14 protein-coding genes and 1 pseudogene are annotated in these 15003 nt (G+C 32.0%); 8 read left to right on the top strand and 7 right to left on the bottom strand.

Annotated features, from left to right (window positions below):
* Positions 1 to 124: 124 nt before the first annotated feature.
* From KAR67_RS06665 to KAR67_RS06630, 8 genes and pseudogenes are all read left to right on the top strand, one after another.
* A pseudogene (locus KAR67_RS06665) lies at positions 125 to 208 on the top strand (HAD family hydrolase); the annotation flags it as partial.
* Between the two features lie 103 nt (positions 209 to 311).
* Positions 312 to 3872: a pyruvate:ferredoxin (flavodoxin) oxidoreductase gene (gene nifJ / locus KAR67_RS06660; RefSeq protein WP_002779317.1), complete on the top strand. Its 3561-nt coding sequence runs from the start codon at positions 312 to 314 to the stop codon at positions 3870 to 3872.
* Between the two features lie 23 nt (positions 3873 to 3895).
* The gene (locus KAR67_RS06655) at positions 3896 to 4207 is read left to right on the top strand and encodes a hypothetical protein (RefSeq protein ID WP_002779316.1); all 312 of its coding nucleotides are present in this window, start codon (positions 3896 to 3898) and stop codon (positions 4205 to 4207) included.
* Positions 4185 to 5603, top strand: a complete 1419-nt coding sequence (gene mshL, locus KAR67_RS06650; RefSeq protein WP_002779315.1) for a pilus (MSHA type) biogenesis protein MshL — start codon at positions 4185 to 4187, stop codon at positions 5601 to 5603. Before KAR67_RS06655 ends, mshL begins: the two co-directional genes overlap by 23 nt.
* On the top strand, positions 5596 to 6192 hold the full coding sequence (locus KAR67_RS06645; protein WP_002779314.1) for an ATP-binding protein: 597 nt from the start codon (positions 5596 to 5598) through the stop codon (positions 6190 to 6192). The genes mshL and KAR67_RS06645 overlap by 8 nt, the downstream gene beginning before the upstream one ends.
* On the top strand, positions 6189 to 6776 hold the full coding sequence (locus KAR67_RS06640; protein WP_002810825.1) for a CDC27 family protein: 588 nt from the start codon (positions 6189 to 6191) through the stop codon (positions 6774 to 6776). Before KAR67_RS06645 ends, KAR67_RS06640 begins: the two co-directional genes overlap by 4 nt.
* Positions 6769 to 8331 (top strand): GspE/PulE family protein, encoded by a 1563-nt coding sequence (locus KAR67_RS06635; protein ID WP_002779312.1) that lies wholly within the window; start codon positions 6769 to 6771, stop codon positions 8329 to 8331. The genes KAR67_RS06640 and KAR67_RS06635 overlap by 8 nt, the downstream gene beginning before the upstream one ends.
* Positions 8318 to 9493, top strand: a complete 1176-nt coding sequence (locus KAR67_RS06630; RefSeq protein WP_002842963.1) for a type II secretion system F family protein — start codon at positions 8318 to 8320, stop codon at positions 9491 to 9493. Before KAR67_RS06635 ends, KAR67_RS06630 begins: the two co-directional genes overlap by 14 nt.
* Here the strand turns inward: KAR67_RS06630 and KAR67_RS06625 are convergent.
* The 7 genes from KAR67_RS06625 to KAR67_RS06595 form a co-directional block, all read right to left on the bottom strand.
* A complete protein-coding gene (locus tag KAR67_RS06625) occupies positions 9490 to 10254 on the bottom strand; it encodes a TSUP family transporter (RefSeq protein WP_002781157.1) in 765 nt (254 codons plus the stop codon). The genes KAR67_RS06630 and KAR67_RS06625 overlap by 4 nt on opposite strands.
* A 2-nt stretch (positions 10255 to 10256) precedes the next feature.
* A complete protein-coding gene (locus tag KAR67_RS06620) occupies positions 10257 to 11021 on the bottom strand; it encodes a TIGR02757 family protein (RefSeq protein WP_002781156.1) in 765 nt (254 codons plus the stop codon).
* 16 nt (positions 11022 to 11037) lie between these two features.
* Positions 11038 to 12864 (bottom strand): flagellar hook-associated protein FlgK, encoded by a 1827-nt coding sequence (flgK, locus tag KAR67_RS06615; RefSeq protein WP_002867029.1) that lies wholly within the window; start codon positions 12862 to 12864, stop codon positions 11038 to 11040.
* Between the two features lie 9 nt (positions 12865 to 12873).
* Complete coding sequence (locus KAR67_RS06610; protein ID WP_002826016.1) at positions 12874 to 13308, bottom strand: flagellar protein FlgN; 435 nt, start codon at positions 13306 to 13308, stop codon at positions 12874 to 12876.
* Positions 13309 to 13352: 44 nt separating this feature from the next.
* Positions 13353 to 13550 carry a flagellar biosynthesis anti-sigma factor FlgM gene (gene flgM, locus KAR67_RS06605; RefSeq protein ID WP_002779262.1) on the bottom strand — a complete coding sequence of 66 codons (198 nt, stop codon included), beginning with the start codon at positions 13548 to 13550 and terminating at the stop codon, positions 13353 to 13355.
* 62 nt (positions 13551 to 13612) lie between these two features.
* Positions 13613 to 13954 carry a hypothetical protein gene (locus KAR67_RS06600; protein WP_192801075.1) on the bottom strand — a complete coding sequence of 114 codons (342 nt, stop codon included), beginning with the start codon at positions 13952 to 13954 and terminating at the stop codon, positions 13613 to 13615.
* A complete protein-coding gene (locus KAR67_RS06595) occupies positions 13954 to 15000 on the bottom strand; it encodes a flagellar basal body P-ring protein FlgI (protein ID WP_002826014.1) in 1047 nt (348 codons plus the stop codon). Before KAR67_RS06595 ends, KAR67_RS06600 begins: the two co-directional genes overlap by 1 nt.
* Positions 15001 to 15003 lie beyond the last annotated feature (3 nt).

Here is a 15003-nt window from a genome sequence, read left to right as displayed (position 1 = left end):
CTAAGCCCCATATTAAAAGTGAAACGGGACTGCTACTTTTTGTTCCCACTATCAAATTGACAGTTTATTTAAGAATACCTTGCCGCATATTTATTAACTCCTTGTATAATACTGAATCTAATTATATGGAGATGAAGATGAGTTAAAACGCTATTCTATGGTATTTCCAAGTGCCTATAAATCGGTTTTATATATAAAAAATGATTAAACTAACTTCAAGTTTTTGTTAAACGCCTTTTAAGAGAATTTATAGTAAATTGATAGCTAAAAAATTATAAAAATTATCAATTAATAATAAAAGGAAGGTTTCTATGGGTAAAATTATGAAAACTATGGATGGAAATGAGGCCGCTGCATATGCTGCATACGCCTTTACTGAAGTAGCCGGTATTTATCCTATTACACCCAGCTCTCCTATGGCTGATTATACTGATATGTGGGCAGCTGCGGGTAAAAAAAATCTTTTTGGTGTTCCAGTAAAAATCGTTGAAATGCAAAGTGAGGCAGGTGCAGCAGGTACTGTGCATGGATCACTGCAAACAGGAGCTTTAACCACAACTTATACAGCTTCTCAAGGTTTATTACTAAAAATTCCAAATATGTATAAAATTGCAGGGCAATTACTCCCCTGTGTAATCCATGTGGCAGCGCGTTCTTTAGCAGCGCAAGCTTTATCTATCTTTGGTGATCATCAAGATATTTATGCTGCAAGACAAATTGGTTTTGCTATGCTTTGTTCGCATTCTGTGCAAGAAACTATGGATTTAGCTGGAGTTGCACATTTATGTGCGATTAAAGGAAGAGTGCCATTTTTGCATTTCTTTGATGGTTTTAGAACTTCGCATGAAATTCAAAAAGTTGAAGTAATGGATTATGAGCATTTTGATAGATTGTTAGATCGCAAAGCTTTGCTTGAATTTAGAAATAGTGCTTTAAATCCTGAAAACCCTAAAACACGTGGAACAGCACAAAATGATGATATTTATTTTCAAACAAGAGAAGTAAGCAATCGTTTTTATGATGCTTTACCAGATGTTGTAAATGAATATATGCAAGAAATTTCAAAAATCACAGGTAGAGAATATAAGCCATTTACTTATTATGGACACAAAGAACCTGAAAGAATTGTTATAGCTATGGGTTCTGTGACTCAAACCCTTGAAGAGGTTGTTGATCATCTTAATTCTAAGGGTGAAAAAGTAGGGATTGTAAAGGTTTATTTATATCGTCCTTTTAGTTTAAAATATTTCTTTGATGTTATGCCAAAATCTGTGAAAAAAATAGCTGTTTTAGATAGAACTAAAGAGCCAGGAAGTCTTGGAGAGCCTTTATATCTTGATATTAAATCAGCTTTCTATGGCAAAGAAAATGCTCCTATTATCGTAGGAGGAAGATATGGACTTTCTTCTAAAGATGTTGATCCTGCACAAATGATAGCGGTATTTGAAAATCTTAAACTTGATAATCCAAAAGATGGTTTTACAGTGGGTATTATCGATGATGTTACTCATACTTCTTTGCAAACAGGTGAAAAAATTTCACTAGGAGATGAAAGCGCTATAGAATGTTTATTTTATGGGCTAGGTGCAGATGGTACTGTGGGTGCTAATAAAAATTCTATTAAAATCATCGGAGATAAAACAGACTTTTATGCACAAGCGTATTTTGCTTATGATTCTAAAAAATCAGGGGGCTATACAAGAAGCCATTTAAGATTTTCTAAAAAACCAATCCGCTCAACCTATCTTGTTTCAACTCCACATTTCATCGCTTGTTCGGTAGCGGCTTATCTTGAAATTTATGATGTTTTAGCAGGAATCCGAAAAGGAGGAACTTTCCTTTTAAATAGTATTTGGAATGCTGAAGAAACTATAAGACAACTTCCAGATGCAGTTAAGAAGACTTTGGCTGAAAAAGAAGTGAATTTTTATATTATCAATGCTACAAAACTTGCTCGTGATATAGGACTTGGAAATCGCACAAATACTATTATGCAATCTGCCTTTTTCAAACTTGCAAAAATCATTCCTTATGAAGATGCTCAAAAATATATGAAAGAATTAGCTTATAAGTCTTATAGCAAAAAAGGCGATGCTATTGTAGAGATGAATTACAAAGCTATTGATGTAGGAGCAGATGGACTTGTAAAAGTAGAAGTTGATCCAAGTTGGAAAAATTTAGAAATCAAAGAAAAAGAACAAATCAATGCTTACAAGGGTACTGAATTTGTTGAAAAGATCGTTAAACCTATGAATGCAGCAAAAGGAGATGAATTACCTGTATCTACTTTCTTAGGTTATGAAGATGGAAGCTTTGAGCATGGAACGACCGAATACGAAAAACGCGGCGTTGGGGTAATGGTACCAAGATGGATAGAGGCTAATTGTATCCAATGTAATCAATGTGCTTCTGTATGTCCGCACGCGGTTATTAGACCATTTTTAATCAATGATGAAGAAATGGCTAAAGCTCCAAGAGGAGTAAAAGATCACGCTTTAGAAGCTAAGGGTACTAAAGGTGAAAAATTGAGCTTCAAAATTCAGGTTTCTCCACTTGATTGTACGGGCTGTGAGCTTTGTGTGCATGAGTGTCCTACTAAGGAAAAATCTTTGGTTATGGTTCCTCTTCAAGAAGAAATGGATTTTGGTGAGCAAGAAAATGCAGATTATTTATTTAAAGAAATTACTTACAAAGATGATATTTTAAATAAAGAAAGCACCAAAGGGGCTCAGTTTGCTCAACCTTTATTTGAATTCCATGGAGCATGTCCAGGTTGTGGTGAAACTCCTTATATTACTTTGATTACTAGATTATTTGGTGAAAGAATGATTATCGCTAATGCTACGGGATGTAGTTCGATTTATGGAGGTTCAGCTCCTTCTACTCCTTATAGAAAAAGCGTGAAAAATGGACATGGCCCTGCTTGGGGGAATTCATTGTTTGAAGATAATGCCGAATTTGGTTTGGGTATGAAAATTGCAACTGAAAATACAAGATATCGCATTGAAAATATTATGAATGAAAATATGCAAAAAGTACCTAATGCTTTAGCAGCATTGTTTAAAGAATGGATTGCTAATAAAGACAAAGGTGCAGAATCGGTAGAAATCAAAGATAAGATGATACCTATTTTAGAGCAAAATACTGATATTAAAGCTGTTCAGGATATTTTAAATTTAAAACATTTTTTAAGTAAAAAATCTCATTGGATTTTTGGTGGTGATGGCTGGGCTTATGATATAGGTTATGGCGGGCTTGATCATGTTTTAGCAAGTGGTGAAAATGTAAATATTTTAGTACTTGATACAGAAGTGTATTCTAATACAGGGGGCCAAAGTTCAAAATCTTCAAGAACAGGTGCAGTTGCGCAATTTGCCGCAGCAGGAAAACCTATACAGAAAAAAGATTTGGGTCAGATTGCTATGACTTATGGTTATATTTTTGTAGCACAAGTTAATTCTACGGCAAATTATAGCCATTTAATCAAAGCTATTATGGCAGCTGAAGCTTATGATGGTCCTTCTTTGATTATATGCTATTCTCCTTGTATCGCTCATGGTATCAAGGGTGGGCTTGGATATTCAGGCGAGCAAGGTGAACTTGCTACAAAATGCGGTTATTGGCCTCTTTATACTTTTGATCCAAGACTAGAAGAACAAGGCAAAAATCCTTTAACTATGGTAGGAAAAGAGCCTGATTGGGATCTTTATGAAAGCTTTTTAATGAATGAGGTGCGTTATAATTCTTTGAAAAAATCAAATCCAGAGCATGCAAAAGAATTATTTGAGCGCAATAAAAAAGATGCACAACGCCGTTATAGACAGCTTAAAAGAATTGCTATGGCTGATTTTAGCGATGAGGTTGAGAGCTGATAAAATATTTTTTAAGTATAACATTGTGCTTTTGCACTTTGTTATCATATGAGGATTTTGAAGAATATTTTAAGATTTTAAACACCAAGCAGAATGTAGAGCTTGGAAATCTTCAAAATCCATTCTTTAATCCTACTTTTGAAAAAATCAAAGACATAAAAATTATTGCTATTATGCTTGATAGAGTAAAGATTGATAATAAATGGTATAAAAAGGGTGATAAGATAGGGGAGGCCGTGATTACTGATATTACTACAAAAGAAATTATTTTAAGATATGATACTTTGGATTTTAAAATAGCGTTTAAAAACAATGATAAGATTAATATTTATTAAAATTCTATTTTTTACCAATCTTATTTATGCCATGGAATGCCAAAAACGCTTATTTGATATAAATATCAATGAAGATCTAAGCATAGAAGAAAGCCTAAAAGAACTTGCTAGTTATTGCTCTTTTAGCGTGGTAATTAAAGATACAATTGCTAAGGAAAAACTAAAAGCCATTCAAAGCAGTATCAATATCCACCAAATGAGTTTAGATGAAATTTTTAAACTTTTTATAGAAGAACAGGACCTAGCTTATAAATTTGATGGCAAGATTTTAAAAATTTCTGCTTTGCAAACTAGAATTTTTAAAATCAACTATATTACTTCAGTTAGAGAAGGACAAAGCATAACCAAGGCTTCGGTGGATTCTAAGCCAAGGCAAAGTGAGTATTATAGCGCTTTTGAAGATAATGAAGATAATATGATTAAAAGTATGGAAAAATTTGACTTTTGGCAAAATATAGAAAAAGAGATTATGATTTTGCTTAGCTCCTCACATGAAAACTATGATATAAAAGCACCTATAGTCAATCCAAATGCTGGGCTTGTTATCGTTACTGGAACGCATTCTCAGCTTCAACGCGTAAAAGCTTATTTACAAAAGCTTGAAAGTCGTCTTAAAAAACAAGTTATTATAGATGTGAGTATACTTGCTGTAAATCTTAATAAAAATCATTCTAGTGGGATCAATTGGCAAAATTTCAATATAGGATTAAATTCTCAAACAAGCGATAATACAAATTCTTTTATGCAAATACAAAATGGTCAAGGTTTTGTTAAAAATTTGGGTTTAAGAGCGAATTTGAATTTTGATTCCATTGTCAATTTTTTATCTCAAAGTGGAAAAACCAGTGTTTTATCTAATCCTAAATTAATGGCTTTAAACAATCAACAAGCCATTATTTCCATAGGCGATACTGTGAATTATCAAGTAAAAGAAAGCTCTAAAGGTACTGAAAATGGCACAACTGTAAGTGAGAGTTATAGTAATTATTCTATTTTCATAGGAATTTTGCTTAATATTTTGCCCGAAATTTCTGATGATGGAAAAATCATGCTTAGGATCAATCCAAGTCTAAGCGACTTTAAATACCCAGAGGACAATAAAAGACAAAAAGAACCCCGCACTATCGCGCCTGATACAATTCAAAAAAAGCTTTCAAGTGTGGTGCAAGTAGAAAATAATCAAACTTTAATTTTGGGCGGACTTATCTCTCATAATCGCTCACAAAATGATAATTCTGTTAATTTTTTATCTAAAATTCCTATTTTGGGTTCTTTATTTAGAAGTGAAGATGAAAATTCCAATATCACAGAAATTGTTTTTATCATCACCCCAAGCATAGTAGATAATACACATATACCTAGTCTTAGGGAGTTAGGATTTAAGTACAATGAATAATATAATTGCTTTTAGACAAGAATGTTTTGATCAAATCAATGCCTTATTAAAAAATAAAGCTTTGATTTTACTTTGGGGTAAAAGCGGTAGTGGGAAAAGTGTTTTATTGCAAAGACTTGCGCTATATCATAATGAAGATTTTACCAATGAAATTTTTACAGATGAAAAAGATTTTCATCATTTTATACAAGATAAAAAACGAAAAATTATCATACTAGATGAAGTGGGGATGTATAGTCCTAATGTATTAGAACTAATTCGGATTTATAGCGATGAAATGAGTTTTGTGCTTAGCTCGCATAAAAAAATCAATCTTTTTGAAGAGGAGTATTTTAAAAGTCGTTTTAGTGCTATTTTTTGGCTTCAAAAACCTGATATAAATGAATTAAGCAATTATATCAAAATGAAATTTAATCAAGACTTTCCCCAAAAATCTTTAAAATTTCTTATGAAAATTTATCAAGGAAATTTAAGGTATTTAGACAAGATACTTCAAAGTTTTTGCGAATTAAACACCTATTTAAACAATAAAAAAAGTCAAGATTATATTTTAAGACTAAGCGCATTAGAGCAGGGATTTTTAAAATGAATATAGAAGAAAGAGTGCGCGAGCTTGAGGATAAATATAAAAGATATTTATTGAAAAAATATTTTAAGTTTTTATTTATCTTTGCCATTTTGATAGCATGCATGCTTATAAGCTTTTTTATGGTGCAAGATTTTTACAAACAAAAGGCCTTAGCTTTAGAATATAAAAAAACACTCAATTGGCAAATTACACAAGCGCAAATTGCAAATGAAAAAAATAAAATTTTACAAGAAAGATTATCCAAAGATGAAAGCAAAGATGAGTTAGAAGAGGAGTTGAAAACTCAAATTGATATTTATTCTAAGATTTTAAATATAAGTGATTTAAAAAGGAGTTTTTACCAAAATCCAAGCTATCAAAAAGCCATGAATTTAGCTACTCAGTATTATGAAAACAAAGATTATGAAAAGTCTATTTTTTGGTCTTTAAAAGCTAATGACATCGATAGAAAAAATTCAGACTCATGGGTTTTATTTGCCAAGGCTAAACAAGCTTTAGGAAAAGATGAGGAGGCTAAGCAAGCTTTGGATACTTATGTAAGTTATTATGGCTTGATTGAATTTGATAAGGAAATAGATGATTGAGCGATTTTTATTTGAAGATTATATTAATGGTAAAATCACCCTTGAGCAAATTGATCGTGAGCATAAAATCGATAGTGAAATTTTTCTAAAAGCTTTGGCTAGTGATAAAAATATTTCTTATTCTACTTTAGAGGAACTTGATCTTAGTTTGGGTGAAAAATTTCCATGTAGTTTTCTTTTTAAATTTAAAATCTTGCCCATTTTAAGTAAAGAAAATACACTTCATATAGCAAGCTCCAAACCTTGTTCTTTAGAGCTTTTAGATGAGATTAGAATTTTTTATGAAGTTAAGAATATAGAAGTTTTGATCGCAAGCGAATTTAAGATTATGAAATTTTTATATAAACTTCAAGTTAGAGAAAAACTTAAAAATTTAAGCACCAATCTTAGATTAGAATGGAAAGAAAATAGAAGTCAAGATGAGCAAAGTTGTATCAGTCAAATTTTTGATTTTATACTCGATGAAATTCTTGAATTTAATCCTAGCGATATACATATAGAAGCAAGAGAAAATGATACTTTGATAAGATTTAGAGTAGATGGAATTTTACGCGAATTTGCTTGTCTTGAAAAAGATATTTATGAGGCTTTGGTTTTTCATATTAAATTTTTATCGCAGCTTAATGTTGCAGAATCAAGAAAGGCTCAAGATGGAAATTTTGAGCTTAAAATCAAAGAAAATAGATATGATTTTAGGATTTCATCTTTGCCTTTGCAAAATGGCGAAAGCATTGTGATAAGAATTTTAAAACACAACGAAGAAATTTTGGATTTAGAAAATTTAAATTTGGGCGAAAAAAATCTTACAATTCTAAAAAAAGCCCTATACAACCCTTATGGAATGATTTTACTAACAGGTCCTACAGGAAGTGGAAAAAGTACAAGTTTATATGCTTGTTTAAATGAGCTAAAAAGCATAGAAAAGAAAATAATTTCTGTGGAAGATCCTATAGAATATAAAATGCCTTTAATTCAGCAAATTTTGCTAAATCCAAAAGCAGGACTTGAATTTAATAATGCCCTAAGAGCCATTTTAAGACAAGATCCTGATATTATCATGGTAGGAGAAATCAGAGATGAGGAGAGCCTTGATATAGCGATTAAGGCTTCCTTAACGGGGCACTTGCTTTTAAGTACTTTGCATACAAATAATGCCATTTCTACCATAGATAGATTAATTGACATGAGTGCAAAGCCTTATTTGATCGCTTCTGCTTTAAGGCTTGTCATTGCCCAGCGTTTAGTGCGCAAGCTTTGTCCTAAATGCAAGCAAAAAAGCACTAAGGTTTATGAAATAAAAGGTGATTTTTTTGAAGCTAAAGGCTGCGAGTATTGTCATCATAGTGGATATCAAGGTAGAGAACTCATCAGTGAGTGTTTATATATCGATGAGGAAATAGCTCAAGTTATTAGAGAGGGTGGTTATAAAAATAAAATTCTAGAGCTTGCTAAAGTAAAGGGTTTTCAAAGTATGTTTGAGCAAGGTTTGCAAAAAGCAAAAGAGGGTATAACTAGCATAGATGAGCTTTTAAGGGTACTTAATGAAGCTTTATGAGCTCGAGATTAAAGGCAAAACAAAACAGACAAAGCATTTAAGGGCTAAAAATTTAAACGAAGCTCAAGCAAAAGCTATCGCTAAAAAATGGGAAATTTTAAATATCAAAGAGATACAAAAAGCAAGTTTTAAAAGATTAGATGATGCAAGATTTATCCTTTTCTTTCAAGAATTATCTTTGCTTTGCGAAGTAGGAATCAGCATAAAAGATGCTTTAAAGGAGCTTGATAAAATATATTCTCACAAGATGATTGCCAAGCTTTGCGATAATTTAAATTTAGGACAAAATTTAAGCCTTGCTTTTGAAAATGCAAATTTTGGACTTACTCATGCGGAATTAGCCCTTATTAAAACTTCCCAAAACACAGGAAAATTAAGTGAAATTTTCATGCAAATTTCAAGATTAAGACAAAATAATGTAGAAAATGAACAAAGAGTCAAAAAAGCTTTAAGATATCCTTTGATTGTTTTTTTAAGTGTGTGCGCGGCTTTTGTTTTACTCATGCTTTTTGTTGTGCCTAATTTTAAAGATTTATTTGAGGATTTAAATTTAGCCTTACCCTTTATAACCGAGCTTATAATTTATATTTATAATTTTTTGGATAAGTATATTTTGCTTGTGTTTTGTTTGATCGCACTTATTTTATTTCTTACTTTATTTTTGTATAGAAAATATTATTTCTTTTCATATTTTTGTGATAGCTTGCTTTTAAAACTCCCTTTGTTGTCTAAATTTATTATTTATCAGCAAAATTATTCTTTTTTTATGATTTTCTCTTTACTTTTAAAAAGCGGCATTTCTCTTTTGGAAGCTTTTAAATTAGCCACTTTGGCCTTAAATAATAAAAAGGTATTATTGTATTATCAAAAAATTAGAACATTTATGGATTCTGGCCTTGAAATAAGTCACGCCTTTAAAAAAGTAGATCTTTTTGATCCTTTGGTTTTTTCTATGTTGAGTATAGCTATGAAAAGTTCTAAGCTTGAGTTTTTGAGCGAGGAGATTGCGAAATATTATAAAAACAAAAGTGAAAATTTAATGGACAAGTTTTTAAGCTTTTTAGAACCTATAATGACTTTATGGGTTGCGATTTTAGTATTGTTTTTAGCACTTGGAATTTTTTTACCTATATGGGAACTTAGCTCAGGAGTAAATTTTTAAGAAAAATAATCCCAAGCAACCTTGATGATAGTAGCACCTACGACGATTAAAAACAAGGTTTTTATAAATTTGCCATTGGTTTTAAGTACTAATTTTGAACCAAGATAGGCCCCTAAAATTTGTCCTACACCCATAAGCAAACCTACTATCCATAAAAGTTCATATTGCCACAAAAAGATAAAAAGAGCAACGACATTGCTGGTGAAATTTAGAATTTTTGTATTAATACTTGCTTTTTTCATATTAAAACCCAGTAGCATTACGCAAGCAAAAATCCAAAATGAACCCGTCCCAGGCCCTAAAAAACCATCATAAAAACCCAAAGTTAAACCACAAATTAAATGAAAAAATTTGATATTTTTTATCTTTGCTTCACTCTCGTGTTTACCCAAACTAGGACGCAAAGCAGTGTATAAAAAAGTCAAAGTTAAGAAAATCAAAATGATAAGTTTTAAATGCTCATCTTTTACAAAAAGCACGCTGTAACTTCCTATGGCTGCGCCTAAGGCTGTGAAAAAAATACCATAAGCAAGATGAGGTAGAGTGGTTGATTTAAAATAAGTTAAAGTCGCTGTAAAAGAGCCAAAGACACTTTGGAGTTTATTGGTTGCCAAAGAAAGATGTGCAGGAATTCCACAGGCTATAAGCGCAGGAAGTGTGATAAGCCCACCTCCACCCACAATAGAATCAATAAATCCTGCAAAAAGAGCTACAAAAAACAATACAAAATAATAAATCGTATCTAGATGTTCAAAGCCCATTTTTACTCCTTTAGTTTGCTAAGTTCTTTATTTTGCCCCAAACGATAAAGCGCAAAGTCATATTTTATAGGATCATTTGCATCCAATCTTTTTAAATTATGCGTGAGTTCTAAAACGCTTTTATAGTCGTATATTTTACGCTTTAGAAGACCTAAAGTCAAGGAAATTTTATGTGTATGTGTATCAAGAGGGATTAAAAGATCTTTGGTGTGAATTTTGGTAAAAAGTCCAAGATCAAGCTCATCTTTTCTAACCATCCATCTTAGATACATATTATAACGCTTAAGAGGTGAAGTAGGGGTATTTTGCCAAATTTTACCAAAGAAAAAATCATAACCATAACTCGAATACGAATTTAAAGTCTTGATTTTTTGCAAAAAAGCTAGGATTGCATCGGTGGTATTTTCTCTTTTTTGATAGGCTGTACTAAAAAGTTCATGGAGTGAAATTTCATTTTTAAGCCTTGCAAAAGTGAGAAAAATTTCTTGTATATCCTTTTCATTTTGAAAGCGATATTTTAAATTTTTAAGTTCTTTTTGAATTTGTTTTTGGCTTAAATCAAGCAAAGAAAAATCAAGTTTTTTTAAAAAATTGACTATATTTTTAGCATTCCCATAAGCAAATAAAGCACAAAGTAAAGCGATAAATTCATCATTATGAAATTTAGCAACTTGCAAAGGATCAGGACTTTCAAAAAGAGCTTTGTTGGTATTTTTTTCTTCGACCAAAGAATCAAGTTTGTTTTTAAGTGGAGTAAAATTTTTCACTAGATACCGCTAGAGCTTAAGATTTAAGCCCTAGTAAGGTATCAAGCATTTGATCTACGGTAGAGACGATTTTTGCTGCTGCACCGTAACTTGATTGATATTGTATAAGGGCGGCTAATTCTTCATTTGTATTTACGCCACTTTTAGATTGGTACTCGCTATAAACAGAATTATAAAGAGTTTCATTGCTTGAATTGACGACATTGTTATTTTCACCATCTGAGGCTATTTTACCTGTAAGTTTGCGGTAATATTCTTCCATGGTAAGATTATCGATAGTGCCATCTTCATTATAAAAATTAACTTTTTCATATTGAAGTTGGATGATTTTATTTGCCATGTCATTTCCACTATCAACCCCACTTAAACTTGCTCTTACTGTGCTTGGATCATTTAAGATGGAATCTTTTACTTTCATATTACTTGCATCAGTTCCGCTAAAAAATCCTCCTATGCTAAACGCACCTGCGAAATTTGTGCCCTTATCTTCAATGGCTACCTTAAAACCTGATTTTGCATTGATTTGAAATAAACCATCTCCAGTTTTTGCATCGTAGCTAAAACTTGCATTGATATGATCATCAACATCATTATTTGCATTATGGTCGTTATTATCATCTGTGTTAGCATTGATTTGACGCATGATATCATTCATGGTTGTATTTACATCTATGGTGATGGTTTTGGTGAGTTTTTTATCGCCTTTATCATCATAAATGACTATATCAAAACTTCCTGGTTGTATGGTTCTATCGTAATTAACTAAAGGAATATCTCCCTTAAGCCCAGATAGATAATCAGAAGTAACAGAACTTTTCGCAGAACTTGCATAAAGATTGTTAGTTTCATTGATCATGGTCTTAGCAAAAGTATCTAAAGAATCCATATAACCTTGGATAATTCCATCTTCATATTTTCCTTCGCTTTTGCTATAGTTTCTACCGCGTAAGTCAAGTTGAGCACCAAGCTGTCCACCGCTAATCTTTGCAGTAAGATCGCGAACTTTTTCATCAGGAGTTTCATAATAAATGCTATAAGATTTATTTTTATCATCATAATCAAGCTTTAAAGGATGAAAATTTATCCCATCTACTATACTAAAACCTTCTATACTTAGATTGTATTGATGTCCTGGATCAGTGATGGTTGTATCAAGGCGATTGTCTTGATTGATTTCATTTTTGCTTGCAACTGCACTAACTAGCTTTGAAAGAGTAAGCTCAAGCTCATCTCTTCTATCTCTAAGTTCATTTGCATGTTCTGTTGGTAAGGCTTCTTGTCCATAAATTTGTTTATTTATAGTAGCAATTTCTTCGCCAATTCTATTAATCTCATCAACTGTATTTTTAATATCATCATTTACTTTTTTTTGGATTTTATCTAAGGTTGCAAAAGTGTTATTAACGCTTTCTGTTAAGGTCTGAGAAGCTTTTACAAGGGCTATTTTTGTGGCATTTTCGTTGGGGTTAGATGCAAAATCATTCCAAGCTTTGTTATAATTTTCTAAATCTTGCAAAATTCCAGTATTTTGTAAGTCGGGAAAACGCTGCGCAATTTCTTGTAAAGTGGAAGCCATATATTTAGTATATTCTAGTTGAGTAGATGCACCTTTTAATTTATAGTAAGAATACTCATCATGCAAACGCACTATACTTTCTACAGCAGTTCCTGTACCTACTTGAACTCCACCTGTTGTAATATATCCATTTGTAGTTTGCACCACTCTTTGGCGTGTATAAAAAGTTGCATTAGCATTTGAGATATTATTTCCAGTTGTTGCGATTTGAACTTCGCTTGCCTTTAAGCCTGTAACACCTGTGTATAATGTTCCAAAAATACCCATTATAAATCCTTATACATTGATCTTGAAAATTGACTCTGGATTTGTCTTTTTATCTCCATAAGCATTATTTGTTCCATCATTGATATTAAACATTTTATTTACTAAGCCATCAAGAAAATCTTTGACAATAAGAACAAATTTAGCATACTCTTTGTTTTTACTATGAAGGTTTTGAAGATTTTTTTTAAGTAGATCTAGTTTTTGTTTATCTTCATCATCTAAGAGTTCACTAAGCCCTTTTGTAGAGCTATTATTTAGCTCAACTAAGGCAACATCAAGTTGTTTTTTAGCTGTAATAAATTCCGCGATAAGTTTGTTTTTTTCTTCTACACTTGGCGTTACACTCTCATGTTTAGCCACTTTGATATTTTCTATATCTTCTTCGGTTAAAGCAATAAGTTTTGCTAAGATAGCATTTACTTCATCAAGTCTTTGTTTAAGCATATTTTCTCCTTTTCTCTCTCTCAAAAAAAGGAGAATGAAAGTTTTTAGATTAAAGAGTCAGCAATCGCAGCAGCCGTAGCTTTTGTATCGATTTTATAAGTACCGTTTTTAATCTGCTCTGCGATTTTACTCGCTTTATCATTTTCCGTTTTTTGAGTATCGTTTGTTTTAGTTTCTTTATCTATTCTATTTGTATTTAATGCGGTATTTGCCACATAACTTTGTTGTATAGGATTGATCATTTCTGCCTCCTTGATCTTAGTTATAATCCTCTACAAACCATATCGACCTAAATTTAAAAAACTTAACCCCTTTCTTTTAAAAAATCGTATAATAATTTTGAAAAACCCATACCTCCACTTAAAGCTTTACTCATGGTATCATTATACATGGAAGAGTATATTTCATCGCTGGCATCTTTTCCAAAGAGTGAATTTTGACTTTTTAAAGATACATCTAAAACTTGCTTTAAAAAAAATGCCTCAAAAGCATCCGTTTGTTCTTTTAAGGCTTCATCTTCTTTGCTCTTTGTAACTATATCACTGTCATTTATTTTGATGCTTGATTCTAAACTTCTTGCTTTGGCTGCACGATCAAGTAAAGCGCTATTCATACTATAAGTATTTAAAAAATTATCCACTTTCATTAGATGATCTCCAAATCCGCGTTAATTGCACCTGCGCGCTTTAAATTTTCCATAATAGCGATAATGTCATTTGGGGTTGCTCCAAGTTTGTTAAGCATTCTAGCTATATTTGCAACTGTGCTTTTGGCATTGTTGATTCTTAAGGTATTTGAACTTGGATCTACAAAACCACCATCTTTCATATCGATTTCATTTTGATTAGCTACTGCGTTATTGTTTGGATCTATTTTTATAGTGATATCTTTATGAGTGATTAAAACAGGTTCTACCTCTACATCAACTCCAGCAATCACTGTTCCTGTTCTTTCATCGATGATAACTTTGCTTTGTGGTTTATAAGCTATATCTTGTTCTAAAACTCTTGCCATAAAATCAACATTTGAAAGATCTTCAGGTTTTTTGAGTTTTACTGTACGAGAGTCGATGGCTTTAGCTACTTCTTCGCCAAAGACAGTATTTAAAACTCTTTCTATATCGTTTGCGGTTTTAAAATCCGCTACTTTTAAACTTAAGGTTAGATCATTGTTTTGGCTAAAATTTTGTGGAATTTCTCTTTCTACATTAGCTCCGCCCATTACAGTTGCAGCAGTTGAGTGAGAACCTGCTCCTCCTGGTCTAGGTGTTAAACCTCCTGTTGAGATAGAGCCTTGTGCTATAGCATAAATTTCACCATCAATCCCACGAAGTGCAGTTAGTAAAAGTGTTCCACCTTGTAAAGATTTTGCATCACCCATAGATGAAACGGTAATATCAAGTTTATCTCCGCTTTTTGCAAAGGCTGGAAGTTTGGCTGTAACCATAACAGCTGCGGTATTTTTTGATTTGATATCATTAGGATCTACTTTGATATTCATACCTTGCAAAAGGTTTGAGATAGATTGTAGTGTAAATTTAGAGCTTGTTCCATCGCCGCTTCCATTAAGCCCTACAACAAGTCCATAACCTATAAGTTGGTTATCTCTTACACCTACAGTGTTTGCTACATCCTTGATTTGCACTGCAAAAATGCTTGTCATAAAGAGTAAAAATATCGTTAAAACTCTCATGGA

The sequence above is a fragment of the Campylobacter sp. JH32 genome (assembly GCF_017846535.1).
GTDB classification, from domain to species: Bacteria; Campylobacterota; Campylobacteria; order Campylobacterales; family Campylobacteraceae; genus Campylobacter_D; species Campylobacter_D coli.
The sequence above is the reverse complement of the archived record's forward strand: the minus strand, read 5'-3'. Positions and strand labels throughout refer to the sequence as shown.

Excerpts from the sequence above, each read along its gene's own strand:
- flgM (WP_002779262.1), bottom strand. The coding sequence starts at position 13,550 with ATGATCAATCCTATACAACAAAGTTATGTGGCAAATACCGCATTAAAT.
- KAR67_RS06640 (WP_002810825.1), top strand. The coding sequence starts at position 6,189 with ATGAATATAGAAGAAAGAGTGCGCGAGCTTGAGGATAAATATAAAAGA.
- mshL (WP_002779315.1), top strand. The coding sequence starts at position 4,185 with ATGATAAGATTAATATTTATTAAAATTCTATTTTTTACCAATCTTATT.
- KAR67_RS06625 (WP_002781157.1), bottom strand. The coding sequence starts at position 10,254 with ATGGGCTTTGAACATCTAGATACGATTTATTATTTTGTATTGTTTTTT.
- KAR67_RS06645 (WP_002779314.1), top strand. The coding sequence starts at position 5,596 with ATGAATAATATAATTGCTTTTAGACAAGAATGTTTTGATCAAATCAAT.
- KAR67_RS06635 (WP_002779312.1), top strand. The coding sequence starts at position 6,769 with ATGATTGAGCGATTTTTATTTGAAGATTATATTAATGGTAAAATCACC.
- nifJ (WP_002779317.1), top strand. The coding sequence starts at position 312 with ATGGGTAAAATTATGAAAACTATGGATGGAAATGAGGCCGCTGCATAT.
- flgK (WP_002867029.1), bottom strand. The coding sequence starts at position 12,864 with ATGGGTATTTTTGGAACATTATACACAGGTGTTACAGGCTTAAAGGCA.
- KAR67_RS06610 (WP_002826016.1), bottom strand. The coding sequence starts at position 13,308 with ATGCTTAAACAAAGACTTGATGAAGTAAATGCTATCTTAGCAAAACTT.
- KAR67_RS06630 (WP_002842963.1), top strand. The coding sequence starts at position 8,318 with ATGAAGCTTTATGAGCTCGAGATTAAAGGCAAAACAAAACAGACAAAG.
- KAR67_RS06595 (WP_002826014.1), bottom strand. The coding sequence starts at position 15,000 with ATGAGAGTTTTAACGATATTTTTACTCTTTATGACAAGCATTTTTGCA.
- KAR67_RS06600 (WP_192801075.1), bottom strand. The coding sequence starts at position 13,954 with ATGAAAGTGGATAATTTTTTAAATACTTATAGTATGAATAGCGCTTTA.